At 56.1% G+C, this 23,710-nt stretch carries 27 protein-coding genes; 14 read left to right on the forward strand and 13 right to left on the reverse strand.

All coding sequences use genetic code 11. The annotated features are described in order from the left end of the window. The first annotated feature begins 47 nt into the window (after positions 1-47). From MK323_08685 to MK323_08695, 3 genes are read left to right on the forward strand one after another with little or no spacing between them, the layout of a single operon-like run. On the forward strand, positions 48-1,211 hold the full coding sequence (locus MK323_08685) for an aromatic ring-hydroxylating dioxygenase subunit alpha (GenBank protein MCH2482239.1): 1,164 nt from the start codon (positions 48-50) through the stop codon (positions 1,209-1,211). Between the two features lie 41 nt (positions 1,212-1,252). Further along, positions 1,253-2,986 carry a PEP-utilizing enzyme gene (locus tag MK323_08690; protein ID MCH2482240.1) on the forward strand — a complete coding sequence of 578 codons (1,734 nt, stop codon included), beginning with the start codon at positions 1,253-1,255 and terminating at the stop codon, positions 2,984-2,986. Continuing rightward, complete coding sequence (locus tag MK323_08695) at positions 2,983-3,498, forward strand: hypothetical protein (GenBank protein MCH2482241.1); 516 nt, start codon at positions 2,983-2,985, stop codon at positions 3,496-3,498. Before MK323_08690 ends, MK323_08695 begins: the two co-directional genes overlap by 4 nt. 53 nt (positions 3,499-3,551) lie before the next feature. Here the strand turns inward: MK323_08695 and MK323_08700 are convergent, their stop codons facing one another. The 3 genes from MK323_08700 to MK323_08710 are packed head-to-tail and all read right to left on the reverse strand — an operon-like array spanning position 3,552 to position 5,440. Beyond that, a complete protein-coding gene (locus MK323_08700) occupies positions 3,552-3,710 on the reverse strand; it encodes a hypothetical protein (protein ID MCH2482242.1) in 159 nt (52 codons plus the stop codon). A 32-nt stretch (positions 3,711-3,742) separates the two neighbouring features. Then, positions 3,743-4,660 carry a sulfotransferase domain-containing protein gene (locus MK323_08705; GenBank protein ID MCH2482243.1) on the reverse strand — a complete coding sequence of 306 codons (918 nt, stop codon included), beginning with the start codon at positions 4,658-4,660 and terminating at the stop codon, positions 3,743-3,745. A gap of 24 nt (positions 4,661-4,684) precedes the next feature. Next, positions 4,685-5,440 (reverse strand): sulfite exporter TauE/SafE family protein, encoded by a 756-nt coding sequence (locus tag MK323_08710; protein ID MCH2482244.1) that lies wholly within the window; start codon positions 5,438-5,440, stop codon positions 4,685-4,687. 121 nt (positions 5,441-5,561) lie between these two features. Here MK323_08710 and metC point away from each other — a divergent pair, with 121 nt between their 5' ends. Next, positions 5,562-6,725: a cystathionine beta-lyase gene (gene metC, locus MK323_08715; GenBank protein ID MCH2482245.1), complete on the forward strand. Its 1,164-nt coding sequence runs from the start codon at positions 5,562-5,564 to the stop codon at positions 6,723-6,725. 70 nt (positions 6,726-6,795) lie between these two features. Here the strand turns inward: metC and MK323_08720 are convergent, their stop codons facing one another. The 5 genes from MK323_08720 to dapA form a co-directional block, all read right to left on the reverse strand. Beyond that, positions 6,796-7,911 carry a 5-methyltetrahydropteroyltriglutamate--homocysteine S-methyltransferase gene (locus MK323_08720; GenBank protein MCH2482246.1) on the reverse strand — a complete coding sequence of 372 codons (1,116 nt, stop codon included), beginning with the start codon at positions 7,909-7,911 and terminating at the stop codon, positions 6,796-6,798. 231 nt (positions 7,912-8,142) lie between these two features. Continuing rightward, entirely contained in the window at positions 8,143-9,249 is a 1,107-nt protein-coding gene (locus MK323_08725) for a PEP/pyruvate-binding domain-containing protein (protein MCH2482247.1), read from the reverse strand. Between the two features lie 5 nt (positions 9,250-9,254). Further along, on the reverse strand, positions 9,255-9,752 hold the full coding sequence (gene hpaR, locus MK323_08730; protein MCH2482248.1) for a homoprotocatechuate degradation operon regulator HpaR: 498 nt from the start codon (positions 9,750-9,752) through the stop codon (positions 9,255-9,257). Further along, positions 9,745-10,596, reverse strand: a complete 852-nt coding sequence (locus tag MK323_08735; protein ID MCH2482249.1) for a fumarylacetoacetate hydrolase family protein — start codon at positions 10,594-10,596, stop codon at positions 9,745-9,747. Before MK323_08735 ends, hpaR begins: the two co-directional genes overlap by 8 nt. Before the next feature lie 9 nt (positions 10,597-10,605). Then, on the reverse strand, positions 10,606-11,505 hold the full coding sequence (gene dapA / locus MK323_08740; protein ID MCH2482250.1) for a 4-hydroxy-tetrahydrodipicolinate synthase: 900 nt from the start codon (positions 11,503-11,505) through the stop codon (positions 10,606-10,608). A gap of 133 nt (positions 11,506-11,638) precedes the next feature. On the opposite strand from dapA, the gene MK323_08745 reads away from it, so the two are divergent. From MK323_08745 to MK323_08775, 7 genes are all read left to right on the forward strand, one after another. Next, positions 11,639-12,034, forward strand: a complete 396-nt coding sequence (locus tag MK323_08745; GenBank protein ID MCH2482251.1) for a 5-carboxymethyl-2-hydroxymuconate Delta-isomerase — start codon at positions 11,639-11,641, stop codon at positions 12,032-12,034. Positions 12,035-12,036: 2 nt separating this feature from the next. Further along, entirely contained in the window at positions 12,037-13,560 is a 1,524-nt protein-coding gene (gene hpaE, locus MK323_08750) for a 5-carboxymethyl-2-hydroxymuconate semialdehyde dehydrogenase (protein ID MCH2482252.1), read from the forward strand. Positions 13,561-13,574: 14 nt separating this feature from the next. After that, complete coding sequence (hpaD, locus tag MK323_08755; GenBank protein MCH2482253.1) at positions 13,575-14,447, forward strand: 3,4-dihydroxyphenylacetate 2,3-dioxygenase; 873 nt, start codon at positions 13,575-13,577, stop codon at positions 14,445-14,447. A gap of 53 nt (positions 14,448-14,500) precedes the next feature. After that, entirely contained in the window at positions 14,501-15,739 is a 1,239-nt protein-coding gene (locus tag MK323_08760) for an MFS transporter (protein MCH2482254.1), read from the forward strand. Positions 15,740-15,842: 103 nt separating this feature from the next. Beyond that, on the forward strand, positions 15,843-17,084 hold the full coding sequence (locus MK323_08765; protein ID MCH2482255.1) for a pyridoxal phosphate-dependent aminotransferase: 1,242 nt from the start codon (positions 15,843-15,845) through the stop codon (positions 17,082-17,084). After that, positions 17,081-17,800 carry an SDR family NAD(P)-dependent oxidoreductase gene (locus tag MK323_08770; GenBank protein MCH2482256.1) on the forward strand — a complete coding sequence of 240 codons (720 nt, stop codon included), beginning with the start codon at positions 17,081-17,083 and terminating at the stop codon, positions 17,798-17,800. The genes MK323_08765 and MK323_08770 overlap by 4 nt, the downstream gene beginning before the upstream one ends. Before the next feature lie 86 nt (positions 17,801-17,886). Further along, entirely contained in the window at positions 17,887-18,282 is a 396-nt protein-coding gene (locus MK323_08775; protein ID MCH2482257.1) for a rhodanese-like domain-containing protein, read from the forward strand. Positions 18,283-18,303: 21 nt separating this feature from the next. On the opposite strand, the gene MK323_08780 is transcribed toward MK323_08775, so the two are convergent. Beyond that, positions 18,304-19,359 carry a pyridoxal-phosphate dependent enzyme gene (locus MK323_08780; protein MCH2482258.1) on the reverse strand — a complete coding sequence of 352 codons (1,056 nt, stop codon included), beginning with the start codon at positions 19,357-19,359 and terminating at the stop codon, positions 18,304-18,306. A 151-nt stretch (positions 19,360-19,510) separates the two neighbouring features. Here MK323_08780 and MK323_08785 point away from each other — a divergent pair, with 151 nt between their 5' ends. Together MK323_08785 and MK323_08790 are read left to right on the forward strand one after the other, a co-directional pair. Continuing rightward, a complete protein-coding gene (locus tag MK323_08785) occupies positions 19,511-20,212 on the forward strand; it encodes a hypothetical protein (GenBank protein ID MCH2482259.1) in 702 nt (233 codons plus the stop codon). Between the two features lie 11 nt (positions 20,213-20,223). Further along, positions 20,224-20,529, forward strand: coding sequence for a transcriptional regulator (locus tag MK323_08790; GenBank protein ID MCH2482260.1), 306 nt, complete (start codon positions 20,224-20,226; stop codon positions 20,527-20,529). Here the strand turns inward: MK323_08790 and MK323_08795 are convergent. The 3 genes from MK323_08795 to MK323_08805 all read right to left on the reverse strand — a co-directional run bounded on the left by MK323_08795 (position 20,513) and on the right by MK323_08805 (position 22,699). Further along, the gene (locus MK323_08795; protein ID MCH2482261.1) at positions 20,513-20,662 is read right to left on the reverse strand and encodes a hypothetical protein; all 150 of its coding nucleotides are present in this window, start codon (positions 20,660-20,662) and stop codon (positions 20,513-20,515) included. The two genes, MK323_08790 and MK323_08795, sit on opposite strands and share 17 nt — an antisense overlap. Before the next feature lie 229 nt (positions 20,663-20,891). Beyond that, positions 20,892-21,902, reverse strand: coding sequence for a threonine/serine dehydratase (locus tag MK323_08800; protein ID MCH2482262.1), 1,011 nt, complete (start codon positions 21,900-21,902; stop codon positions 20,892-20,894). After that, positions 21,899-22,699 carry a methyltransferase domain-containing protein gene (locus tag MK323_08805; protein MCH2482263.1) on the reverse strand — a complete coding sequence of 267 codons (801 nt, stop codon included), beginning with the start codon at positions 22,697-22,699 and terminating at the stop codon, positions 21,899-21,901. The genes MK323_08800 and MK323_08805 overlap by 4 nt, the downstream gene beginning before the upstream one ends. A gap of 85 nt (positions 22,700-22,784) precedes the next feature. Here MK323_08805 and MK323_08810 point away from each other — a divergent pair, with 85 nt between their 5' ends. Beyond that, positions 22,785-23,318 carry an N-acetyltransferase gene (locus tag MK323_08810; protein ID MCH2482264.1) on the forward strand — a complete coding sequence of 178 codons (534 nt, stop codon included), beginning with the start codon at positions 22,785-22,787 and terminating at the stop codon, positions 23,316-23,318. Between the two features lie 11 nt (positions 23,319-23,329). Here the strand turns inward: MK323_08810 and MK323_08815 are convergent. Continuing rightward, the coding region (locus MK323_08815; protein ID MCH2482265.1) for an isoaspartyl peptidase/L-asparaginase at positions 23,330-23,710 on the reverse strand (381 nt) is incomplete at its 5' end.

Below are 23,710 nucleotides of genomic sequence, written 5' to 3' on the forward strand. Positions count from 1 at the left end.
TTGTTTTATACTGAGTTTGGGCGCGAACAGGAAAATCGTCTGATTCTATGAACTCACCATCCAACGAGTTGATGAGTACGCTGTCAGAGTACTTGTCTCTTGACCATCTATCGTGCTACTCGCTTCCCCCCGAGGCTTATACCGATGTTGATTTATATGCGCTGGAACTGGATGCTATTTTTAGAAAAGAGTGGCTCTGTGTGGGCCGAGCGGAATACATTCCGGCCCCGGGGGACTATTACTGTATAGATATTCTTAATGAATCTTTAGTGGTCGTACATGGGCAGGATGGGGTGATACGTGCATTGTCGAACATTTGCCGTCACCGCTTTATGCCCGTCGCTCAAGGGAGTGGAAACACGAAGCGTTTTGTTTGTCCCTACCATGCCTGGACATATGAGACCGACGGGAGTTTATACGCTGCACCTTTTATGAAAGGTTCATCTGTGTTCGATAAGTCCCTTTGTAGCCTGCCAAGTTACCGGCTCGAAACCTGGTGTGGATTTTTGTTTATTAATTTGGATGATGGTGCGCCGCCACTCCTCGAAAAAATGCATACAGCAAATCAGTATCTCGTAAATTATCGACTCAACGAGCAAACAGAAATCATGCATTACCAGACCGAGTGGGCGGGTAATTGGAAGTTGTCGGCAGAAAACTCCATGGAATACTACCACCACGTGGGGTTACATAAAGATACAGTTGGAGGGCAGTTACCCGCGAAAAATACGTATTTACCAGCAAGCCCGGAGGACGGTTCTTTCACGCATCAACGATGTCGGATGGATGATGCCTACATTGGAGGTCAAGACCATCCTTTCAACCCGATGGGTTATTTGGATACGTTTTCTGACGAAGACCTGTATACCGGCTATATGGTGTACATCTTTCCGGCATTTACGATGGCTATGCGTCCCAACACCAACAACTGGTTGAGTTTCAGTCCTGCGGGGATAAGCAATACGAGAGTACTGGGTGGTTATCTAGTCTCAAACGAGGTCGCTCGCGAACATCCCAATATTGCTGAGGAACGACGAGAGCTCATCCTTAAAGTGAACGAGGAAGATGCAAAGGCGACGACCGAGTTGGCTAAAGTGATGATGTCTAGTAAGGCCCAACGTGGACCCCTCAGCCCGTTCGAAGGTACATTAGTGGAATTTTATAGATACCTGGCCCGCTCACTGATTGACCAAGAAAGCACATCACCATGAAAAAAAAATCGTCACAGTCGGGTCAGCCGAGAAAATTGTCGATGATTGACACCATCAGTGCCGAAGAACTGGCGAGAGATCCAGGTTATCCGGGAATGGTACCCGAGCACGTGGCACAAACGGTCTACTACGCACCGTTTAAGAAACTCACTGAAGCAGACCTCAAAGGGTTCTGGGTCCTGGAATACCGCTGGCCCAACGGCTGTACGCCCTATGGGTTGATGTTCTGTGAACTGGCGCTAACCTGGGCCATGCAGTACGCCTCGCATCACTCGCCGCTGCCGCCGACCAATGGATATGACATGCGGGTTGCCGGCACACATTTGTTTGGATCGGAGCTGGCTCTGGAATCAGAAGCGGTTCTCAAGGCGCGCGATCAGCGGTTGGCACAGCGGCTGCCGCAGTTTGTTGATGACTTTGACCGCATCTGGACTCAGGAGATTGATGCGCTGATGGCCGCCAACCGTTTGATCGAATCCTATGAGACATCCGGGCGCAGTCCGGAAGAGATGGGGGATTACCTGGTGTATACGCGCGAGCACGTGCGCTGGAGCTGGGAACGGCACTTCGAACTCATGTACCTGCTGCTCATCAACCATGCCGGGTTTTATGATCTGTGTACAGAACTGTCGATACCGCACGCCGACGTCGCCACGTTCCTGCAGGGATATGATAGCCGGATCAGCCAGGGCGACCGTGCACTGTGGGAAATGGTGGATCTGGTGAGAGAGAATGATCTTGCGCAATGGTTTACCAGTACCGAAAGCCACGCTGATCTGCTGCCGAAAATGCGCACTGCCGGTGGTGGGGCAGCGGGCTGGGCGGAGGCCTTTGATCAATTTCTGGATGAATGGGGCTGGCGCACCGAAACGGTGGCAGATCCGCTCTCACCCAGTTGGATCGAAGACCCCGCACCGGTTCTGCAGTCTATTGGGACCTATGTGGCGTCTGGTGAACGACCTGATTTCGATGCTAAGCGCAAATTGGCTGAAGACGACCGTGAAAATGCGCTGGAGGCGGCCCGTTCACGACTGAGTCGTGCCGAGCAGCGTGAATTTGACCAGACGCTCGACAGTTGCCGTAAGGCCAATTTTCTGTGGTGGAATGAAGATCACAATTTTTACATTGATTACCGTACGGCTATTCCGATGCGCAAAGCCGCACTGGGCCTGGGCCAGGCGCTGGACCTGGCGGACCCGGAAGACACCGTGTTCTGCTTTTATCCCGAGTTACTGGCTCTGGCGCGCGGTGAAACAAGGTGGAATGAACTCTCGGCACAGGTGGGCGAAAGAAAAGACTACTACTGGTCCTGGCGGGAACGTCGTCATCAAATACCGAAATTTCTGGGTGTGCCGCCTGAATCGGTGAGTGATCCCATTCTGACGGAGCTCGACGGGTTCACACCGGCGTTTCTGGAAACTCTTAAAATCGAGGGCAGCGCTACTACGTTGAACGGTATGCCGGCAAGTCGCGGGTCGGCCACCGGGCCTGCACGAGTACTGCTGGGCGCCGACGACATTCATCAAATACAAACCGGCGAGATACTGGTCTGCGAAGGGACGACACCGAGTTGGACCCCGGCGTTTACCAAGATTGCTGGCTGCCTCACCGACCAAGGCGGCACGCTGTCGCATGCGGCCATTGTGGGCCGGGAATATGGCATCCCCTGTGTGGTGGCCATGGGTAACGCAACAGCCCGGATTAAAACTGGAGATACCTTGGCGCTCGATGGCACTACCGGTACCGTAACAATTCTCCAGCGGGCACACGGATGACACAGGTTCTGTCCTGCCAGTCCTATCACGGCATCACCGCGGGACAGACGGTGCTGAACATGCCGGATGGGCGGTCAGTATTCAAGCTCTATCTGCTGTCTATCGTTGGTCGAAATGAACCGGCGTTATACGACTGGGCCAATGCGCGGTTTTCGATGGCAGAGTTTGAAGCTCGTTTTTGTGAGGGGAGTTATGAAGGCGTAGGTTTCGTCACAGCGTTTCCACACATCACCAAGATCTTTCGCTACGCACCCGAGGTCGAGACTGTGATCGACGTACGAGAACTAGACACGGCCTCGCTGGATGAACTGGATTGCAGCCGCAATGATCAGTATCACGAATTTGCCTGCTATGCGGAGTCATTGATTGTTGCCGAAGAGTACCGCGCGTGGGCGCGGGCCGATAGTGTTGATGAGTACCTTCAGTTTCGCTGCTCGCTGGCTGATTTTCCAATCGCGAACCACAACAAACTATCCGATTACTGGGACCGGTCGACCCAACCGGATCAATAGCCAACACTAATCTGTTGGCGGATTTGAAAAACTCGAGCGTGGCCGCCCTCGCTTCAGCAATCACGGGCTCGATATAGGCCGACATAGAACTCGTTGCGTCTTTCGTTCCACCAGCCCAGATAAGTGAAGCTGCGCAGCATCATGAACAGCGGTGTGTTCTCTCCGAGCAGTCGATCGCGCCGGGCCGTCAGTGTTTCGGTTGATTGAGTCATGGGTCATGATCATGCACCGGTTTCCGCCGGGTTCAATCGAGCGCAGCGGCACGGCGCAGTTCATCATAGTTTTTGAAGTTGAGCTTCAGGCCAATCGTGTCCTGCCAGCGCTGATCGAAAAGCCGGTGTACAGAGGCCGACAGTTCCGTACGTTGTACGCCTTCAGGGGCGACCTTGTGTGTTTCCCCGCCCGGCGGCAGGCCAAGAACCGGGTCCAAGTGCTCGCGCAGCAGGTGGTCATCAAACTTACCCGCGTGGGTCCGCATGAAGTTCAGACTGGTGTGTTGTAGGGTCATCTCAGCAAGTTCTGGATCAAGGGCAATACCCGCGTGTTGCGCAACGCGGGCAATGATCGCTGCGGGGTTGTCTAGAAAGTCTTCGTAGCACAGAAACAGCACATTTTCGTCTTGCCGTCGTGGCCACCAGTTCAGCACATGGTGCCAGTAGAGCCCCGAGCCGGTGCCGCCAAGGATCATTTTCCGCGCAAATTCTTCGATCGATATGCTGCCGGTCTCAAAGGCCCAGCCGGAGAAGAATCGGTAGAAGGAATCCGCCAGTGACAGCGGATCACGTGTCATGTGAATGAAGCGACCGACATTGCTCAGTTTGTCTGCAGACCGGTGTGTCTTGAAAACACGAGGGGATGCGACTTGTTCGGCGCCGGGGTCGATGCCGATATCCCAGGCAGATTCAAACCAGGGCACCACTTCTGTAATTTCCTCGAAACTCATATCGCCCCGGGTCCGTAACGTGTGCAGCATCTGCTGCAGCAGTGTCGTTCCGCACTTGGGATAGGTGGCGATAAACACGTCATTCGCTTGCACGAGTGTCTCATCTGCCCGCTGTTCGCTTTCGTCACTGCGGAAATGCTGCATGCGCTCCCGCATACCCGCCAGCGTGGTCGGTCGGCTTTCTGGGCCGGGCCAGCGCGGTCGATTCCTGTTCATCATGTCGTGCGTTCCGTGTCTTGATGACTACCCGATAAATGCCAGTAGAAGCAGTCGCACACCCAGTACGGTCAGTATTGCGCGGAACAGTTGCGTAAACAGCTTTTCCGGCAGACGATGAAGAATACGCCTGCCCGTGAGCGTGCCGAGAAAGCCACTGAGTATCATGACCAGCAGTGCCGGCAGCCACGGCAGGAACTGAAAACCCAGAAAACCGAATATCACGCCTTTCAGCCCGTGCTGTACTGTCATACAGATCGCATGGGTCGCCACCAGCTTTTTGCGGCCCAGATGTTCGGGCGAGAGAAACGCTGAAACCAGGGGGCCGGTGCCGCCGACAAATAGGCTGGCGAAACTGGTGACGGCGCCGACACCGAGGAAACCCGGCAGAGGTATGCTGGAAGGGCGTAGTTTCGGCGTCCAGACAGAATACAGCACAAAAAAACCCAGGAGCCCGCGCAGGACTTCGACTGGGAGTGCGACAAAAACTCGGCCGGCGACGATGACGCCAAGGATAGAACCCAGCAGAAAGTACCCTGTGACAGACCAGTCGATATGCTCATACATCAGACTGGCCCGGCCGCCGTTGGATCCAAACTGAACCACACCATGTACGGGCAGAACCACCAATGGTGGGAGGAAAGAAGCCAGGGCGGCCAGAAATACGAGCCCTCCGCCTATGCCGACGGCTGCGGTCAGTGCTGAGGTCAGAAAGCTCAACAGCACCAATCCAGTGGTCGACAGGGCTGTCAGATCAGGTGGAATAAGCTCGACGATATTCATCAGGGTTGAATGTTAACGTTAGCATTGTGTTTTGTTCCGGTACCGTTTCAACTCGGCATGAGCTTGTAGAATAGTCAGTCAACTGCAATGGAAGTTGATCGGGGAATTGAGTCGAAAGATCATGAAGGAAGATACAAAGCTTGTACACCTGGGGCGTGGCCCCAGCAGTTTTGAGGGCACAGTCAATCTGCCGGTGTACCGCGCGTCCACAATTCTGTCGGCGGATATGGACAGTTACATTCATCGATTCGATGACGAGAAAAACCTCACGGATATTACCTACGGCGCACGGGGTACCCAGAATTCACGGGCATTGGGTGAAGCAATCGCTGATCTTGAAGGCGGACATGGCACCATAGTTACTACATCGGGACTGTCCGCCATCAGTGTGGCTCTGGGTGCATTGGTCAGTGCTGGGGATCATATCCTGATCTCGGACAGTGTTTATGGGCCAACGCGTACCTTCTGTAACCAGGTGTTGAGCCGATATGGTGTCACCACGGAATATTACCCGCCGGACATAGGTGATGCGATCGCGGAATTGATCCAGAAGAACACACGGCTGGTATTTATGGAGGCACCCGGTTCGCTCACTTTCGAGATGCAGGACATCCCTGGAATTACCCGGGCTGCAAAGGAAAAAGGTGTGTTGACGGTTATGGACAATACCTGGGCCACACCGGTATTTTTTCGGCCGCTTGAACACGGTGTCGATATTTCGATTCAGGCTGGTACAAAGTACATTGCCGGTCATTCAGATCTTGTCATCGGCATGGTAACGTCGTCTAGTGAAGCCACTCACCGAATTCTGGTCAGCCATGCGCACAATCTCGGTGACGCAGCCAGTCCGGATGATTGTTATCTCGCCCTTCGAGGGCTACGCACGCTTTCTGTTCGGCTTTGCCGGCAGCAGGAATCAACGTTAAACGTAGCCACCTGGTTGGCAGATCAGCCTCAGGTACACCGCGTGCTATACCCTGCGCTGGCGGGTGATCCTGGCCATGCACTGTGGAAGCGTGACTTCAAGGGTGCGTCCAGTTTGTTTGGGCTCGCGATGCATTCTGAAGATGAAACCGCGGTGAAGGCGATGGCAGATAGCCTTAAGTATTTCCAGATAGGCTCCTCCTGGGGTGGTTATGAGAGCCTGATTGCGTTTAACCATATGCCGGTTGCACGTGAACGGGTGCCATGGACTGAGAAGCCGTTCATGCTCCGGGTACACATTGGCCTTGAGGACCCAGAGGACCTGATCGCCGATCTTACCCAGGGCCTGGCAAGAATTTGAACTGTTTGAGTCGAAGCTTGGAGCCGGTGGATGCAAAATCAGATGAGTCTACATCCCAGCAAGGGTCTGTTCAGACACTACCCCAAATCCGTTCAGCTGTTGCTGTCACCAGTTCGAGTTTTCGTCTTTGTTCGTCTTCAGTCAGCTTGTTGCCCTCTTCGGTCGAGGCGAAGCCACATTGCGGCGCGATGCCGAGCTGATCAAGGTCGGCGTGTTTCGATGCCTCGTCAAATTTTCGGCGCAGGGTGTCGGGGCTTTCAAGTTCCCCCTTTTTGGTCGTGATGAAGCCGACCATTATCCGCTGGCTACCTTTTGGCAGCAGCCGCAATGGTGCGAGGCCACCCGCCCGTTCTGTGTCGTACTCCAGAAAAAACACATCGATCCCAGTCTGATTAAACACCGCATCGGCCACTGGGTCGTAGGCGCCCTCTGCCATCCAGGTCGACTGGAAATTTCCACGGCAAACGTGCATGGCGATGGTCATGTCAGACGGTCTGTCCTGGATGGCCTCCCGCATCATCTGGGCGTAGCGTGAGACCAGCCAGTCCGGATCAAGTCCTTGTTCTGCTTTTTCGGCTCTGATCTTGGGATCGCACAGGTAGGCAAAAAAGATGTCGTCCATTTGGAGATACCGACAGCCTGCGGTATAAAAAGCCTTGACCGCTTTCGCGTAGGTTGCCGTGATATCAGCGAATAAGACGTCAAGATCGGTGTATTCCGCAGGCAGGATGTCTGCCGCAGCCGTCCGAAAATGGCAGCAGCTCGGGCCTGGTATAGAGATTTTCGGTTGCACGTCAGCGACCGACGCCAGGTATGAAAAATGTGCCAGCATGGGGTGATCGTCGGGAAAATCTAGTTTTCCTGGGATCGTGGGAAATATCGGCCGAAGGACCGCCCCCGAGAACTTAAGGCCGTGGTCACGTTCAACCAGCTCGAAACCGGTCAGGTGGCCCATGAAGTCATAGTGCCAGAACGAGCGCCGGTACTCACCGTCAGTGACTGCCTTGAGTCCAGCCGATTGCTGTATGACGACGGCTTGGCGAATGGCCTCGTCTTCGACCTGCGCCAGGGCCGCAGAATCGATGCTGCCATCCTCAAGGCAAGCCTTTCGGGCGTCTTTCACCGCCTGCGGCCGCAACAAGCTACCGACATGATCGGCTCTAAAGATAGGTTTCTTGTCTAGCATTTGAGTGTGTACCTAGGGTTGCAACGATGTTATAGGATGAAACGTTGCCAGGTGTCCAGTCGTCTACAGAATAATAATTCAATTGTGAACCTTCCGAGTTTGATCACTCGGAAGGTTTCTTTTTTCGGGGGCTAGAAACGATTCACAAGCCATAACTTGAGCAAGAACTCGGCTGGCACCATTTTCTGATCTGGATCCGAGAGTGCTTGCTCTGAGATTAGCTCGAGGGTTCTATTTGTTGTTGCGGTCTCGGCGCCAGCGGCCTGCAGCGCGCAGCGTTGAAACAGTAGATTGTGGAGCCGGATCAGGCAAGGATGTAATAGGTCTCAGTTGAACGAAAAAAAGCTGCCCCGCGTTGGTCAATACCCACTCGGTATCGACAGGTGTCCCGATCTGTCGTTCAAGCCGGGAGACTTCCGTGGCGATTTGAATGACTTCAGCGGAGGTCAGGCACGGTTCAGTCTGTCGTTCAGGGTCAGTCTTGAATTCACCAACGGTTCCTGTAGAAGGATCGATTGCGCTGTGGATCTGTTTTGAACCGATCCTGTAGTCCAGAATCCGCTGATCTTCCTTATCAACTGCAATCCTGTCTGGTACGGTGACACCCTGAACAACGGCTTCGCCGTAGCCCCAGCAACCCTCGATGATGATTCGATCCTGTTTGCCAGTTACCGGGTCGGCAGAAAATGCGACGCCAGCGCAATGGGCAGGCACCATCGACATGACAATAACGGCCATAGGGGTCTCGCCGAAAGGAGTTCCGCTACGACGCCGGTAACGCATAGCGCGTTCTGAAAACAGCGACGCCCACACTTGGCGTACCGCGTTAACCAATGGCCCCGGGCCTTGGATGTTGAGAAAAGATTCATACTGACCCGCAAAGCTGGCCTCTTTTGAGTCCTCACCACTGGCAGAGCTGCGCACCGCAACTGGCAGCTCAGCATCGTCTTCAGTACCGGCCAAGGCACGGTAGGCACTATTGAGTGATTGCTCTATGTTGCTCGGCATGGCGGCGGCTAACAATTTCTGACGGCAGAGCAGGCTCGCCTGTTTAAGGTCGGTATCGTTACCGTCCGCCCAGCTTGATTCGGCAGCAGCCAGTGATGGTGCCAAAGCGTTGTGGTCGAGAAATATCTTAAAGGCCCCCGTAGTGATACAGAACGCTTCAGGTACGGGTGCGCCCCAGCGCCGAAGCCAATCGACGTGAACCATTTTGGGTCCCACGAGCGCAGGGTCTGTGGCCTCGATTGTGCTGAGCACGACAGTGACCGGCGGTGCTTGAGGGCTGTCCGATGTGTCGGTCATACGCTCGCCATCGGCATCGCGTTTAGGGGGCACAGCATCTACTGATGCTGGTCGAGAGTCTGAACCAGGTCATCCAGCAGTGTTTGAAGTTGTTCCAGGCGCTCCTTGCCGAACCATTGGGCAATGTCGCTGTAGCGCGTATCCGACCAGATGGCCGCCTCGGCGACCATCGCCTGGGCAGCCAAGGTGGAAGACACCATCGTTTGTCTGAGGTCATCTTCATTGGCGCGGCGGCGAATGAGGTTGCGCGCCTCCAGGGACTGCATGATTCGTGACAGGCTGGGCATGCTGATGAAAATTGCCTGGGACAGTTCACCCGCTGTCATATCGCCCGCCGATGTCACCATGCGCAGTACTCGCCATTGCTGTTCGGTGACGTTGTATTTGCGGAAGATCGGCTGAAACTGGCTGACGGCTGCGTGCCGTGCCCGCAGCAGCCTGATGGGTAGTGTGTGGGAAAAGTCGTTCAGGCCGTGAGAGAATACGCCTTTGTCGGGAACGGCTGGCGGCGGACGCTTGGAGTCGCTGTTATTCATCGACGACCGTGTTACGCAGCAGTCCTACACCGGGCACCTCGACTTGAACCTCATCGCCGGCTACCAGAAAACGGGGTGGATCGAATCGGGCACCAGCACCCGTCGGCGTACCGGTTGAAATGATATCGCCGGTTTGAAGACCCATGAAGGTAGATAGATAGCTGATCAGATACGAAAATGAAAACAGCAGATTGGCGGTTGTGTCGTGCTGGCGCTGTTCACCATTGACCCGGGTGGTCACGGTCAGATTGTCATAGTTGTCGAATTCATCTGCGGTCACTAGCCAGGGTCCGACAGCGCCGGATCGGTCGAAATTCTTGCCCTGGGTCACGTTGAATTTGCCGTGCCGCATCCAGTCCCGGACGCTGCCTTCCTGAAGTACGGTCAGCCCGGCAATGTGTGCTTCGGCATCGTCCTGGGCAATCCGTCGGCCAGGCTTGCCGATGACGATCGCGATCTCGCCCTCGTAGTCGAACTGCTCGGATTCCGGTGGTCGGACGATCGGTTGCAGGTGTCCCACCAGTGAACCAGGCGTGCGCAGGAATACACTGGGGTAGGGAGGCAGGGCCGTGTCGTCGTACTCTTCATTGCGATTGACGTAATTCACGCCGATGCAGATGATTTTTTGCGGGTCGGTGATCGGCGGTGCATAACTGATCTCGTTCAGCGCAAAATCCGGTGCGAGTTCAGCACCCAGCGCAGCCAGTTGTTGTGGGCCCGGGTCAGTGAGGGCAGAACACAGGTTATCCGGTGTTTCAGACAGCCGACTGAGATCAATCACACCGCTGTCGGTCACGATGCCATAGGCTCGCCGGTTCTCTGTGAGAAAAGAAGCTAGTTTCATACGGGCGTCTCAGTCCAGTAGACCGGCGTTATCGAGCACCCGGTCGAGCCGGGCGGCGAGTTCCGTGCTGGCCGCCACCATGGGCAGGCGGTGTTCGTTTTCTGGGATGATTCCAAGGCGCTTCATCATGTACTTCATGGGGATCGGATTGGTATCGAAAAATACAGCCTTGTTGATCTCAAGCAATCGCTGGTGAATCTTGCGCCCCTCGTCGAGATCGTTCCGCCACACCGCCTCGCACATGTCTGCCAGGGGCTTTGGCCTCAGGTTGCCTACAGCGTTCATCAGGCCGCAGGCACCCACTGCCATCATGGGAAAACTGAGTTCCTCAAGACCGACAAAAATCCTGAAGTCACTTCCGACCCGTGCAAGGCATTCGGACACAAACCCGAGATCGTTGACGGCATGTTTCATGCCGACAAACTGTGGGGAACGATCGCGCAGTTCAGCGACCGTATCCAGTGTGACGGATACGGCGGTCCTGCCGGGGATGTGATAGATCATCCACGGCAGTGGATGAGGGGTGGTGACTTCGAGGTAGTATTCGATCAGACCGCGTTGCGGCGGCCGGATGTAATAAGGCGTGACGATCAGCAGCGCATCGACACCGGCGTCAACCGCGTGGGCGGTCAAAGCCTGCGTTTCGGCGAGTGACTGGGAACCGGTGGCCGCGACCACCGGTATTCGTCCAGCCACGGTCTCCATGGCGACGTCAATCAAGTGGTTGCGCTCGTCGACGGTCAGTGTGGACGGTTCAGAGGTGGTCCCATTAACCAGAATGCCATGAGATCCCTGCTCGACCTGAAAATCGACCAGTCCGGCGTAACCGGCCAGGTCGACCTCACCATTCCGAAAGGGCGTGATCAGGGGGGGGATGGAGCCTTTGAGTTGTTCAACGCCAGCAGACATGCAAATACCTCCGGAAATCAGTTTTGAATCGATCGAGCAGGCGGCAGGGGTTTAACCAACTTAATTAACATGTTAAATATTAGCATAACACTCATTTCACCCACTGCTGCGGACGGCCAGGCCGGCTTACGTTATGCCCCATATCTTTATTGAGCACTCAGCAAACCTGTCAGCCCGTATTGACCTGGGCGATCTCACGCACACCGTGCACCAGGCCGCACTGGCAACCGGCGTATTCCCGGAGGGCGGCATCAGGACCCGGCGTGTCCCCCGAGAGGGTTATCTGATCGCAGATGGTCATAGCGACAATGCATTCGTGCACCTGGTCTTGCGGATCGGATCCGGCCGGGATCTGGAAACCCGGCAGCGGGCAGCACATGAGGTGTTTGAGGCTTTGTGTGAATTTCTGGAACCGGACATGGCGGCCCATCCTCTGGGTGTGTCGCTCGAGATCCAGGAGATCGTGCCCGAGACCAGCCACAAGAAGAGCAACCTGCACGATTATGTCAAACGTCGCCGGGGAGGCTGACCATGACTGATCGTTGTACTGACAACCAGCACAAGGCCGAGCAGTATCTGTCCCGCTTCCAGGGGACGCCACTAGGGCACCTCATTGACGGGAAAGCGGTGGCTGGCGGTCGTGAGCCAGCACTGGAGAACCGCACACCGATCGATGGCACCGTAATCAACAGCGTCGCGATGGGTGGTAAAGCGGAGATCGATCTGGCCGTTGAAGCGGCGACCGGGGCATTCGCGGCGTGGCGAACTGTGTCCGGTGCTGCGAGACGCCAGCTGCTTCACCGCATCGCCGACGCCATCGAAGCGCGAGCCGAGGAGATTTCTTTGGTCGAGAGCGTCGACACCGGCCAGGCCATTCGCTACATGAGTAAGGCCGCTGTGCGTGGTGCCGAGAATTTTCGTTTTTTCGCAGACCGTGCGCCGTCGGCACGCGACGGTCTGCATCTGCCGGCGGTTAACCAGCTGAATTACACGGTTCGCGAACCGCTGGGACCGGTCGGGGTCATCACCCCCTGGAACACGCCGTTCATGCTGTCGACCTGGAAAATTGCACCGGCCCTGGCTGCCGGGTGTACTGTGATTCACAAGCCGGCCGAATGGAGCCCGCTGACAGCGACGCTACTGGCGGAGATCGCCCATGATGCGGGGCTGCCGGCAGGCGTCTGGAACCTCGTCAACGGCCTCGGTGAGGTGGCGGGTCGCGCCTTAACCGAGCACCCGGATGTGCGTGCAGTTGCTTTTGTAGGGGGGTCTGAAACCGGCCGCCACATCATGTCGCAGGGCGCACAAACACTCAAGCGCGTTCACTTTGAACTCGGCGGAAAAAATCCGGTGATTGTGTTCGACGATGCTGATCTGGATCGGGCACTGGATGCGGTGGTGTTCATGATCTACAGCTTAAATGGTGAACGCTGTACCTCTTCAAGCCGATTGCTGGTGCAGCAGAGCATTCATGACGAATTCGTCGATGCGCTGGCAAGCCGGGTCGAACAAATCAAGGTCGGGCATCCGCTCGACCCGGCAACTGAACTCGGTCCCTTGATCCATCCGGACCACCACAGCAAGGTCTGCAGCTACATGGCGGTGGGCGCAGAAGAAGGTGCCACGGTCCGGGTTGGCGGCGAGGCACTGGATAAAGCCGGGGGCTGTTATTTTCAGCCCACGTTGCTGACCGGTGTGTCCGGTGCGATGCGCGTGGCCCGGGAAGAGATTTTTGGGCCGGTGTTGTCGGTGCTGATTTTTGATGACGAGGCCGATGCGCTGGATCAGGCCAATGCGGTGGACTACGGGCTGGCCGGCTATTTATGGACACGGGATGTCGGTCGTGCGCATCGGGTTGCCGGGCAGATGGATGCCGGCATGATCTGGGTGAATTCGGAAAATGTTCGCCACTTGCCGACACCATTCGGTGGGATGAAATCCAGCGGCATGGGGCGCGATGGGGGCGATTACAGTTTTGATTTCTACATGGAAACCAAGAACATCAGTATAGCCACCACGGATCATCGGGTCCCCAGGTTGGGCCTGACCAACTGACAGGGAGAAGCGTTATGGGTGAACTGGTTCTGGCAGCAAAAATCACTCATGTGCCGTCGATGTATCTCTCAGAACTGCCCGGTCCTCACCAGGGCTGTCGGCAGGCCGCTATCGATGGCCATCGTGAGATCAGTCGGCGAGCACGCGAGCGTGGCGCCGACACGCTGGTGGTGTTTGACGTGCATTGGCTGGTCAATGCCGGCTACCACATCAACTGTGCGCCGCGGTTCAAGGGGGTTTATACCAGCAATGAACTCCCGCACTTTATTCAGGACATGGCCTACGAGTGCCCCGGTAATCCAGCACTGGGCGAACTGATTGCCGAATGTGCACAGGAAATAGGGCTGAATGCCCGCGCCCATCAGATGGAAAGCCTGGGCCTGGAATACGGCACACTGGTTCCGAACCGGTACATGAATGATGACCAGCATTTCAAGGTGGTCTCGGTGTCGGCCTGGTGCGACTGGCACACGCTTGACAATAGCCGTCTGTTTGGTGAAGCGGTGGTCGAGGCGATCGTGCGCAGCGACAGCCGGGTGGCGATCTTCGCCAGCGGCTCACTGTCCCACCGGTTCCAGGACGATGGCAGTCCGCAGGATTCGATGTTTGACATCAGTCGTGAGTTCTACCGTCAGGTCGACCTCAAAGTACTGGAACTGTGGGCGTCCGGTCGCTTCGACCTATTCACGGCAATGCTCCCGGAATATGCCGAAGCCTGTCAGGGTGAGGGCGGTATGCATGATACCGCCATGCTGCTCGGTGCTCTGGGTTGGGATACGTACCGGGGACCGGTCGACATTGTCACCGATTATTTTCCAAGCTCGGGTACCGGGCAGTGCAACGTGGTCTTCGAGGTGCCGGAATTTACTGCTTCTGCAACCACATAACGCCGTGACAACTGCGCAGCCGGTCGGGGTGCGAGAACTGACCGTTTCCTGCCGTGCCAGCTGAACCCGAAGCACAGTCTGCCAGCGCCGCAGGCTGGCGTGAGCGGCTGTCACTACTGGGCGATTCCAATTTCCGAAAAGTGTGGCTGGCTGGCGCGATCTACGGAACGGTCCGCTGGCTGGATATGCTCGCAGTAGGGGTATTCACCTACGAAGTGACTGGATCACCCATGCTGGTTGCCGTGATGGTCTTTCTGCGACTGTTGCCGTTGATCCTGATGGGCAGCATTGTCGGTGTGGTCGCCGAACGGTTTGATCGTCGTCGACTGTTGCTGGGGGGGCTGGTGTTGCTCTCGGTTGTGTGTGCCATTTTGTTTTTGCTGGCACTGAGTGGCTACATCACACTCTGGCAGGTCGGTGTCGGCGCAGTCGCGAATGGCCTGCTGTTTTCTGCTGACTTTGCGATACGTCGCATGCTGCTCGGTGAAGTGGCAGGAATGCGGCGCCTGGGCGCGGCCATGGGCCTGGATTCCGCGACCAACAACGCCACTCGCATGGCCGGGCCACTTCTCGGCGGTGTGGTCTACCAGGCCGTTGGGCTGGTAGGCACTTATCTGGTCGGGTTTGTTCTCTCGGCACTGGCCGCATTTTTGATTGCGAAACTGTCGGCCGATCCATCGGCGCCGCCAGCACGGACATCCTCCTTACTTGCGGACATCATCGAGGGGCTGCGTTACATCCGCTCGAACCGTGTTGTGACGGCGGTTCTGGTTATTACTGTGCTGATGAACTTTTTTGCTTTCCCGTTTCTAGGCATGATTCCAGTTATTGGTAAGGATGTTTTGCATCTTGAACCGTCTCTGATCGGTGTATTGGCTGCAGCAGATGGGTGTGGTGCGCTGTTCGGAGCGATCGTCGTGACGGTCTTTGCACAGTCGGTGTATTACCGGCGGATATTCGTCATCGGCTCCACAATCGTGCTCGTGGCCGTATTCATTTTCTCGTTGTCCGGGGTATTTGGGCTGTCCGTGTCCGTATTGCTGATTGGCGGGCTTGGCCTGGCGGGTTTTGGCACGATGCAGAGCACCCTAATTTTTGTGGAAACACCAGCATCGATCCGCGGACGGGTACTGGGGATTCTGACGATGTGTATCGGCACCATGCCGCTCGGTATGCTCAGTGTCGGGTATCTCGCAGATTGGATCGGTGCTGCGCGCGCAATCAGTGTGATGACGCTGTGCGGGATGATGGCATTAATGGCGGTGCTTGTGCACTGGCGTGAGATGCGGTGATACCGGACTCTGCAGGACAGAGTAGAATTCGCCCCCTTCTCCGGTGACCACCTGTTAATCAGACGCCGGAACCGCTTTATATACAAGCGACTGAGGTATTTCGGTGACTATAGATTTTGATCAGGCAGTTGATCATTACGGTGTCAATTCGATCAAGTGGGAGTTCATGGTCGATGATCATGGACTAAAACACTGGAATCTGACCGATCCTGATCTAGGCGACCAGTCCGTATTGCCCATGTGGATTGCAGACATGGATTTTCTGGCGGCACCGCCCATTGTTGAAGCGGTGACGCGGCGGGCGCAGCGGGGCGTTTACGGCTATGCATCCAAGACCGACAGTTACCTGTCGGCAGTGTGCAGCTGGATGGCGCGGCGAAAGGCATGGACAGTGGAGCCGGACTGGATCCTGATGATGCCGGGTGTGGTCACGGCACTGCACGTAATCGTTCGCCATTTCACGGCGCCGGGCGATAAGGTTTTGATACAGCGACCGGTCTACCATCCATTTACATTCTCTATCGAGAATAACCAGCGCGAGATCTCATCCAGTGCTCTGCTGCTAACGGGCGACCGCTATGAAATGGACTTTGACGATCTGGCAGAAAAGGCCGCTGATCCTGCGGTCAAGCTGGCGATTCTATGTAGTCCGCACAACCCGGTCGGACGGGTGTGGAGCCGGGAAGAACTCAGCCGCTATGCCGAGATCTGTACCGAAAACGGCGTGCGGGTCATCGCTGACGAGCTTCACAGTGATCTGATCATGCCGGGCCGACAGTTCGTCAGCTACGGTACGCTGGATGAGCGATTTCTGAAAGACGTTTTTGTCTGTACGGCACCCAGCAAGACCTTCAGCCTGGCTGGCCTGCAGACCTCCAATATCATCGTGCCCGATGCAGAGCTTCGAGACGAACTTCGGATCGAATTGCGGGCGCTGGGTCTTTGGGGCACAAACCCGTTCGGCCTGGTCGGAACTGAGGCCGCCTACAACCATGGTGAACCCTGGCTTGCGCAGGTGATCGACTATATCTGGAGCAATCTTGAGTACCTGGACAATTATCTAAAGAGCCACCTGCAGTCGATGAAACTGATACCGATCGAGGGGACCTATCTGGCCTGGATTGACTGCCGGGACCTTGGACTGGATGGAGAGGCTTTGAACAGCCTTATGATGGATGACGCCCGGGTCTACGTCGATGGTGGTCATATTTTCGGACCGGAGGGTGAGGGGTTTGCCCGCATGAATGTGGCTTGTCGCCGCCAAACGCTGGAACAGGCACTGGCCAGAATTGAGTGCGCTGTTAACAATCGGACCAGTGGTCCACAGGTATCGGGGACTCGATGAAACGAATGATCATCTCCGGTGGCTCGCGGGGACTGGGTGCTGCACTGGTCGATGAGTATCGGCGTGCGGGGTACAAGATCACGGAGCTGTCACGCAGCGGTCGTACGGCCGATTCCGTCCAGGTGGATCTTGCGCAACCGGCGGTGGCGCAGCAGATCTTGGACGATGAGTTTGGGCGAATTGCGGCGGACCCCTGCGAGCACGTGCTGCTGTTCAACAATGCTGGGGATGTGATGCCCATCGGTCAGGTTGCCGACAAGGCATTCGACAGTGTGCTTGGCAACGTTAACGTGAATTTTGTCGGTGCCATTGTGCTGCTCAGGGCTTTCATACTGGCTTTTCAAGCCAAAGACTGTCCCAAGGCGATTGTCAACATCTCGTCAGGCGCGGCTCTCTCGGGCATTGAGGGCTGGTCGCTGTACTGTGCCGCGAAAGCGGGCATCGAACATTTCATCCGGACGATTGCGCTGGAGCAGGCCGACAATCCTTTCCCGATTAATGCGGTCAACATCAGTCCGGGTCTGATCGACACCGGCATGCAGGCGTCGATCCGCTCAGCAGCGCAAACCGATTTCCCCAGACTTCAGGACTTCGTGGGGTTCAAGGTCCAAGGCGCGCTTCGGAGTCCGGCGCTCGTGGCCGATGCCGTTGTGGCTATTCTGGTGTCAGGCCCCGCACCCGGAAGTCGCCACGAGGTGGCAGACTATGTTCAGTAAAGCGCTGATGAGGCGTCCATGATGGTCTGGTGGCGTGTTCGTTCTATGAACCGGGCCGTCCATGACCGATCGCAATGGAGAACCCTATGATTACAAAAGGAATTAAAGAACTGTGTGCCGAAGCCGAAACTGTTGTCGAAACGTGGACTGTGGATGAAGCACGGGACCATCTGGAAGATGAAGACGTGGTGTTTGTGGATATTCGCGATATTCGCGAACTGTGGCGTGAAGGTGCCATTCCAGGAGCGGTTCACGCACCGCGCGGGATGCTCGAGTTCTGGGTGGATCCGCAAAGCCCCTATGCCCGGGACGTTTTCCAGTCGGGGCAGCGTTTCATATTTTTCTGCGCCGGCGGGTTGCGATCAGCATTGGCAGCGAAGAGTGTTCAGGAAATGGGTCTTTCCCCGGTTTGCCACATGGCAGGCGGATATTCGGCCTGGAAGAAAAACGACTATCCTACTGAAGCTAAAGAAAAGAAATAACGTTTGAATTTCGGAGTGGTCTCATGCCGGCTGACTGCTGCGGCCGCGTTCGATCAATTGTTGCCAGCTCGCCTCGTCGATGTTGCTGCCACAGAGAATTGCGGCGGTGCGCTTGCCCGTGAGTCGGCCTTTGAGGGGTCCGGCCAGGGCGGCCAATACTGCTGAGCCGGCGGCTTCCAGTGAGAACTTGAGCTGATCAAAAGCGATGGTCATGCCTCGGCACAGTGCATCGTCGTCCAGCAGCACAATCTCATCCACCACCTGCTGACAGATCGCAAAACTCTCGGCGCAGTGAAGTGGCGCACCCATGCTGTCGGCTATGGTATTGACCTCCACCTTGTCGAGGGGCCTGCCGAGTGACAGGCTTTGGCTCATACCAGAAGCCCCGTCAGGTTCGACGCCGTAGAGTGTCAGCGAGGGCTGCAGTGCTTTAAGTGCACTGCCTACCCCGGCAATCAGGCCGCCACCGCCGACGGCCACCACCACTGCATCGAGATCAGCTATGGACTCAGCGATTTCCAGGCCCACCGTTCCGGTGCCCTGCATCGTCGCTTGGCCATCGAAAGGGTGGATAACACTGCGATCCTCTCTCTCAGCAATTTCTTCCATGGTCGGGAATCCCTGCGTCATGTCGTCGACCAGAACGACTTCGGCGCCGAACGCGCGGCATTTGGCGACACGAGCCGGATTTGCACCGCGATGCATCACGACCTTGGCCGAGACACCGAGTGCATCAGCGGCATAGGCAACGGCGATGGCGTGATTCCCGGCACTGACGGCTGTGACGCCTTTGCCCCGCTCCACATCATCCCGGGTGAGGATGTTGTTCACGGCACCCCGGGCCTTGAAGCTGCCCGTGCGCTGTAGAAATTCAAGCTTGAGATGGAGCTCGCCGCCTGAAATGTGTTCGTCCACCCAGTCGTCCTGCCAATGGTACAGTGGTGTGCGGTTGATATACGGCTGAATTCTTTGTGCCGCTGATCGAATGTCGTCGAGTTGAAGCGAAGTGGTCACTGGCTGAATTGTTCCATTTGAATGAGGGAAATACTTGGAGTATGCCAGGCGATCGATCGCCATTGATCAGGGCCCGAATCTTCCTATTTTAATTGCTCGATTCGTTCTCCACCAACTCGGCTCGTCTTTGATTCCAGTCTCTCTTGACAGCTTGGCCGGTCAGTTTTATATTTATGGTTTGTAATACAAACCAGTTTGCAACTATGGGGGTGGGATGACAGACAGTAACACCGATGTCCGGCGGGCGATCGCCGATGTTGAACTGCTTAGACGCGTCCTCAACCAGGTCGAGCAGACGAAGGCCGAACACCGGTCTGTAGGGCTTTTCGGCGCCACGCTGAACGCCAACATTCTATTGCAGGCCGGTGCGTTATGCGTCGCACTGGTGTTTGTCATCATCGAAGTCCTTTCAGGCCGGGGTATATCGGCTTTCATCCTGCTGGGGCGGGAAGCTGGCGAGTTCCCGCTGTTGGGCATCGGCCTGATGGCGTGTCTGGTGCTGGCGATGATTGTGTCGCTCTACCTTGTACTGTGGCGGGCGGCACAGAACAGCGGCGAAGAATTCAACACCTATATTGCCAGAAACTTCCGGTATGCGCGGCATCTGTCCTATACCTCGGACCTACTGATGAAATTCATCGCGGTTTCTCTGATTCTGCTGGTCGGGCAACCGCAGTGGATCGCGCCCTTGCTGCTGGCTTTTACCGGTGATTACCTGCTCCAGGGCCGATTGTTTACGCTGCCTACCCGTGTCGGTGTGGTGCTGGGCGTCCTATGTATAGCAGCTGGGTTTATACAATTTGTCAACGACTCGTCTGAGTTGCTGGTGCCCTTTGTCGTATTCATCGTAATAACAGGTATATCGCTTGGGCGGCTGTTGTATCTGTACCGGCAGCAGAACGGATTCGGTGACTGAGACGAAGAGTCGTGGCTTCGACCGATCTGCTCAATGTTCATCCAGTTCTGTTTGACCGTGTTCGTTTGTCGATCATGGCCCACCTGTCGTTTGCAGAAGCCGCGGTTGACTTCAACTCGCTGCTTCAGTCACTGGAACTGACAAAAGGCAATCTTTCGACCCATATGAAGAAACTGGAAGATGAGGGACTGGTGAAGATAGACAAGAAATTTATCGGTCGAAAACCAAGAACCAGCTACCGTTGTACGAAAAAGGGCAAAAAAGAAGTGCAGAACTATTTGACGACAATCGAATCCGTGCTCAAGGCATCAGCATGATCCAGGGTAGATCAGCACCGGTCGCCTTGAGTACAGGGTCAAGAATTGCTTCCGGGGATGGGTTAGCGGTGAACGGTGGCATCGATACGATGGGAACATCCCCTCGGAAAGCTGTCTCCTCCTTTGTTTCCATCGGACCACCGTATTTATTCCCTTCCAACGGCAGGTTGTTCAATTTGGCTGTTGGACCAGGCGGCGGGATACCTAGTATCCCGCTTCAGTACCGTGACGGAGTCTGCCGGTGTACCCGTAGCTCTGCCACGCAACGGAGATGTTCAGGCGGTAACCAGCTGTATCGTTATGATGGGAGCCATCTCCGGATTTTTCCTCCTCCCCTCTGAGTTCCCGTCAATCCGCCATTGTTACCTCCCCGGGGCCGGCTTCGCCGGTCCCGGTGTGAGGCTTTCAGACAGCACGCTCTGAAGCTTGTCCCGCCCGATATTGCCGCCGCAGATGATGATCGCCACGAATTTCCCGGCGTAGTCGGTGGAGGTTTTCTGAAAAGCCGCAAGGGCAACGCCGGCCGCACCTTCTACAGCCATCCGGTGTTCGGCCAGGAACAATCGAATGGCTCCGCTGATCTCAGATTCGGTCACGCTGACCCAGCGGTCGACAATCGTGCTGCACAGCTCGAAAGTCACAGCGCCGGGCTCAACACCCCCTGCGGTACCGTCAGACAGTGTGGGCAGGCTTGGCATGTCAAGTACGTGACCGGCCTCGACCGAGGCCATCATGACAGCAGAATTTTGTGGTGAACAACCCACAACCTCTATCCCAGGCAGCGCAGTTTTCAGGCAGGCACCGATACCCGATATCAGACCACCGCCGCCGACCGCAACAAAAACGGCATCCAGTGACGTCATCTGGTGCAGTAGCTCCACGCCGATCGTCCCCTGGCCCGCAACGACATCCAGATCGTTGTAGGGGGAGATAAAAGTCATGCCGTGCTGTTCGGCAAAACGGTAGGCTTCAGCGTCGGTTTCGACAACATCAGTGCCAAAGTAGGTCAACTGCCCCCCCAGCCGCTCGATATTGCGTGCTTTTTCCGGCACCACGTTCTCGGGAACATAGATCGTACCGGACTGTTTCAGTGTCTTGAGAGCATAGGCGACGCCGGCACCATGATTACCCGAGGATGAGGTCACGATGCCGTTTTTTCGATCAGTTTCCGAGAGTGAGAGTATTTTGTTGAAGGCGCCCCGAAGTTTGAACGAACCGGTGTGCTGCAGATTCTCCAGCTTGCAGTACACACTGCCAGCGCATAGATCGCTCAGTAGGGGAGAGTGTTCCAGATAGGTTTGCCGCACATGTTCCCGGATGCGCTCGTCGGCGGCGTTGATCCGCTGTCTCAGTGACTGTAGATCAGCTGTCATGGCAGTACCGCCTGATTCCCCCATACTCGATTCACTTTATCTGGCCCGGGGGCATTGCGTTTGTGGGCAAGAAATCCGACGCATCCGGTGGGCAGTGGAGTTGGGCCGTAGCACTCGAACATCTCAAATTCGAAACCCAGTGTGGTGATACTGTGCGCAAGCGTGTCGGGGTCGATCAGTCGCAGGGAATGGGTTTCATCCACACGTTCGTAGTATTCACCGTCCCTGACAAAAGAAGATATCTCCCGCGTCATCCTGAGCGGTATCTCCGATCGAACATTCTCGACCAGGGTCGTGCAGTCTTGCGTCTGGAAAAAGTTTTTCGCTGGCGCCTTCACGATCCGGTCCGGCGTAGCGATGTCGAAGAGAAAAATCCCACCGCCTTCCAGTGACTGATGCACGCGGTGCAGTACGCGGTCCAGCGCCGCGTCATCATTGTTGGGGTCGAAGAGGTAGTTAAAACATTCACCAATGGCACAGACAGCGACTGAGGGCCCGATCTCACAGTCGAACAGTGACTCGTGTCTGAATTTTGCCCCCGGTGCGCGCGACTGCGCCAGTGCCAGCATGGCGACGGACTGGTCGACCCCTTCGACGGTGTAGCCCTGATCGAACAGTCTTCGTGCCAGGATGCCGCTGCCACAACCCAGATCAGTGATCCTGCCATGAGTTAGTCGCGAAGCTTTAAGTGCGCAGATCAGCATGTCTGCAGCCGCTTCTGCAACACCGGCAAAGCCGGTATCATGGATGTGGCTTAAAGCGTGTCCGTAATGTTCCGAAGTTTTATGGTTGGACATGTATTCGAACCCACCGTCTCGGGTCGTCAATGATCAGTCGAGGCCGTTTGGGCGCTGGATTAATTTACCGGATGATGAGTATACGATGAGCCGTTTCTTGGAATTTCGGGAAGAAAACGACGCCGATTTTGATGCGGTTGCCAGGCTGCACGATACTGCGTTTGGGGGCGGGATGGAATCCCGGATCGTCACCCGCATTCGGCAAGGCCATCGCCCGTATCTGTCTTATGTTGCGCTCAGCGATTCAACGGTGTGTGGACACGCTCTGTTTTCAGAAGTCGATGTGATCGGTGCCGGGACGTCGGCCGTTGCGGTTGCACTGGGGCCGGTGGCCGTGCTGCCGGCGCGCCAGTTGCAGGGTATAGGTACCCAACTCATCCGTCACGGTCTCAAGTGGTGCCGCGAGCACCACTATGAAACGTGCTTTGTGTTGGGTGACCCCGCCTATTACTGCCGGTTCGGGTTTTGTCAGGCCTTTGTATCGGGTTTCTGGTTTGGCACCCGGCGCAACAGGCCGGCATTCCAGATACTGCCGCTCGATCAAGGGTCCGCCGACTTGCCTCGGGGCGAAGTTCGTTATGCGCCTGTGTTCTACGAAGAAGAAGAATCAGTCAACTGAAGGTTCAAGGCCTAGCCCCAGCGCTGGGTAATGTCTACGAGCGTACGCATCGTTTCCTCGTGAGTGCTCATGTCTTCGGTCTGGTAGATGAAGGTGCGGTCTTTGATGCTGCTGAAGCCACCTGGGGTACCACTTCTGTCCAGCACAACGATGTTCATGCCTGAGAGGTATCGACCACCCAGATGATCGAGGTCCTGCATGGCACGGATGCCGGCCTGGGCGACCGACGCACCGCTCTTGAGGTAGAACACCACGCTGTGTGCCGTCACACCGCGAATGGCCATTTCCCCCATGCCGGTACAGCCTGCCGCACCGTAGCGGTTGTCTGCGTAGTTGCCGGCACCAATGATCGGCGAATCACCGACCCGACCCGGATATTTCCAGGCCCAGCC

The organism is Gammaproteobacteria bacterium (assembly GCA_022450155.1).
In the GTDB taxonomy this organism is placed as follows: Bacteria; Pseudomonadota; Gammaproteobacteria; order Arenicellales; family UBA868; genus REDSEA-S09-B13.

Coding starts and splice junctions, on each gene's coding strand:
- MK323_08685 (MCH2482239.1), top strand. CDS start 48: ATGAACTCACCATCCAACGAGTTGATGAGTACGCTGTCAGAGTACTTG.
- MK323_08690 (MCH2482240.1), top strand. CDS start 1,253: ATGATTGACACCATCAGTGCCGAAGAACTGGCGAGAGATCCAGGTTAT.
- MK323_08695 (MCH2482241.1), top strand. CDS start 2,983: ATGACACAGGTTCTGTCCTGCCAGTCCTATCACGGCATCACCGCGGGA.
- MK323_08700 (MCH2482242.1), bottom strand. CDS start 3,710: ATGACTCAATCAACCGAAACACTGACGGCCCGGCGCGATCGACTGCTC.
- MK323_08705 (MCH2482243.1), bottom strand. CDS start 4,660: ATGATGAACAGGAATCGACCGCGCTGGCCCGGCCCAGAAAGCCGACCG.
- MK323_08710 (MCH2482244.1), bottom strand. CDS start 5,440: ATGAATATCGTCGAGCTTATTCCACCTGATCTGACAGCCCTGTCGACC.
- metC (MCH2482245.1), top strand. CDS start 5,562: ATGAAGGAAGATACAAAGCTTGTACACCTGGGGCGTGGCCCCAGCAGT.
- MK323_08720 (MCH2482246.1), bottom strand. CDS start 7,911: ATGCTAGACAAGAAACCTATCTTTAGAGCCGATCATGTCGGTAGCTTG.
- hpaR (MCH2482248.1), bottom strand. CDS start 9,752: ATGAATAACAGCGACTCCAAGCGTCCGCCGCCAGCCGTTCCCGACAAA.
- MK323_08735 (MCH2482249.1), bottom strand. CDS start 10,596: ATGAAACTAGCTTCTTTTCTCACAGAGAACCGGCGAGCCTATGGCATC.
- dapA (MCH2482250.1), bottom strand. CDS start 11,505: ATGTCTGCTGGCGTTGAACAACTCAAAGGCTCCATCCCCCCCCTGATC.
- MK323_08745 (MCH2482251.1), top strand. CDS start 11,639: ATGCCCCATATCTTTATTGAGCACTCAGCAAACCTGTCAGCCCGTATT.
- hpaE (MCH2482252.1), top strand. CDS start 12,037: ATGACTGATCGTTGTACTGACAACCAGCACAAGGCCGAGCAGTATCTG.
- hpaD (MCH2482253.1), top strand. CDS start 13,575: ATGGGTGAACTGGTTCTGGCAGCAAAAATCACTCATGTGCCGTCGATG.
- MK323_08770 (MCH2482256.1), top strand. CDS start 17,081: ATGAAACGAATGATCATCTCCGGTGGCTCGCGGGGACTGGGTGCTGCA.
- MK323_08775 (MCH2482257.1), top strand. CDS start 17,887: ATGATTACAAAAGGAATTAAAGAACTGTGTGCCGAAGCCGAAACTGTT.
- MK323_08780 (MCH2482258.1), bottom strand. CDS start 19,359: ATGGCGATCGATCGCCTGGCATACTCCAAGTATTTCCCTCATTCAAAT.
- MK323_08785 (MCH2482259.1), top strand. CDS start 19,511: ATGACAGACAGTAACACCGATGTCCGGCGGGCGATCGCCGATGTTGAA.
- MK323_08795 (MCH2482261.1), bottom strand. CDS start 20,662: ATGGAAACAAAGGAGGAGACAGCTTTCCGAGGGGATGTTCCCATCGTA.
- MK323_08800 (MCH2482262.1), bottom strand. CDS start 21,902: ATGACAGCTGATCTACAGTCACTGAGACAGCGGATCAACGCCGCCGAC.
- MK323_08805 (MCH2482263.1), bottom strand. CDS start 22,699: ATGTCCAACCATAAAACTTCGGAACATTACGGACACGCTTTAAGCCAC.
- MK323_08810 (MCH2482264.1), top strand. CDS start 22,785: ATGAGCCGTTTCTTGGAATTTCGGGAAGAAAACGACGCCGATTTTGAT.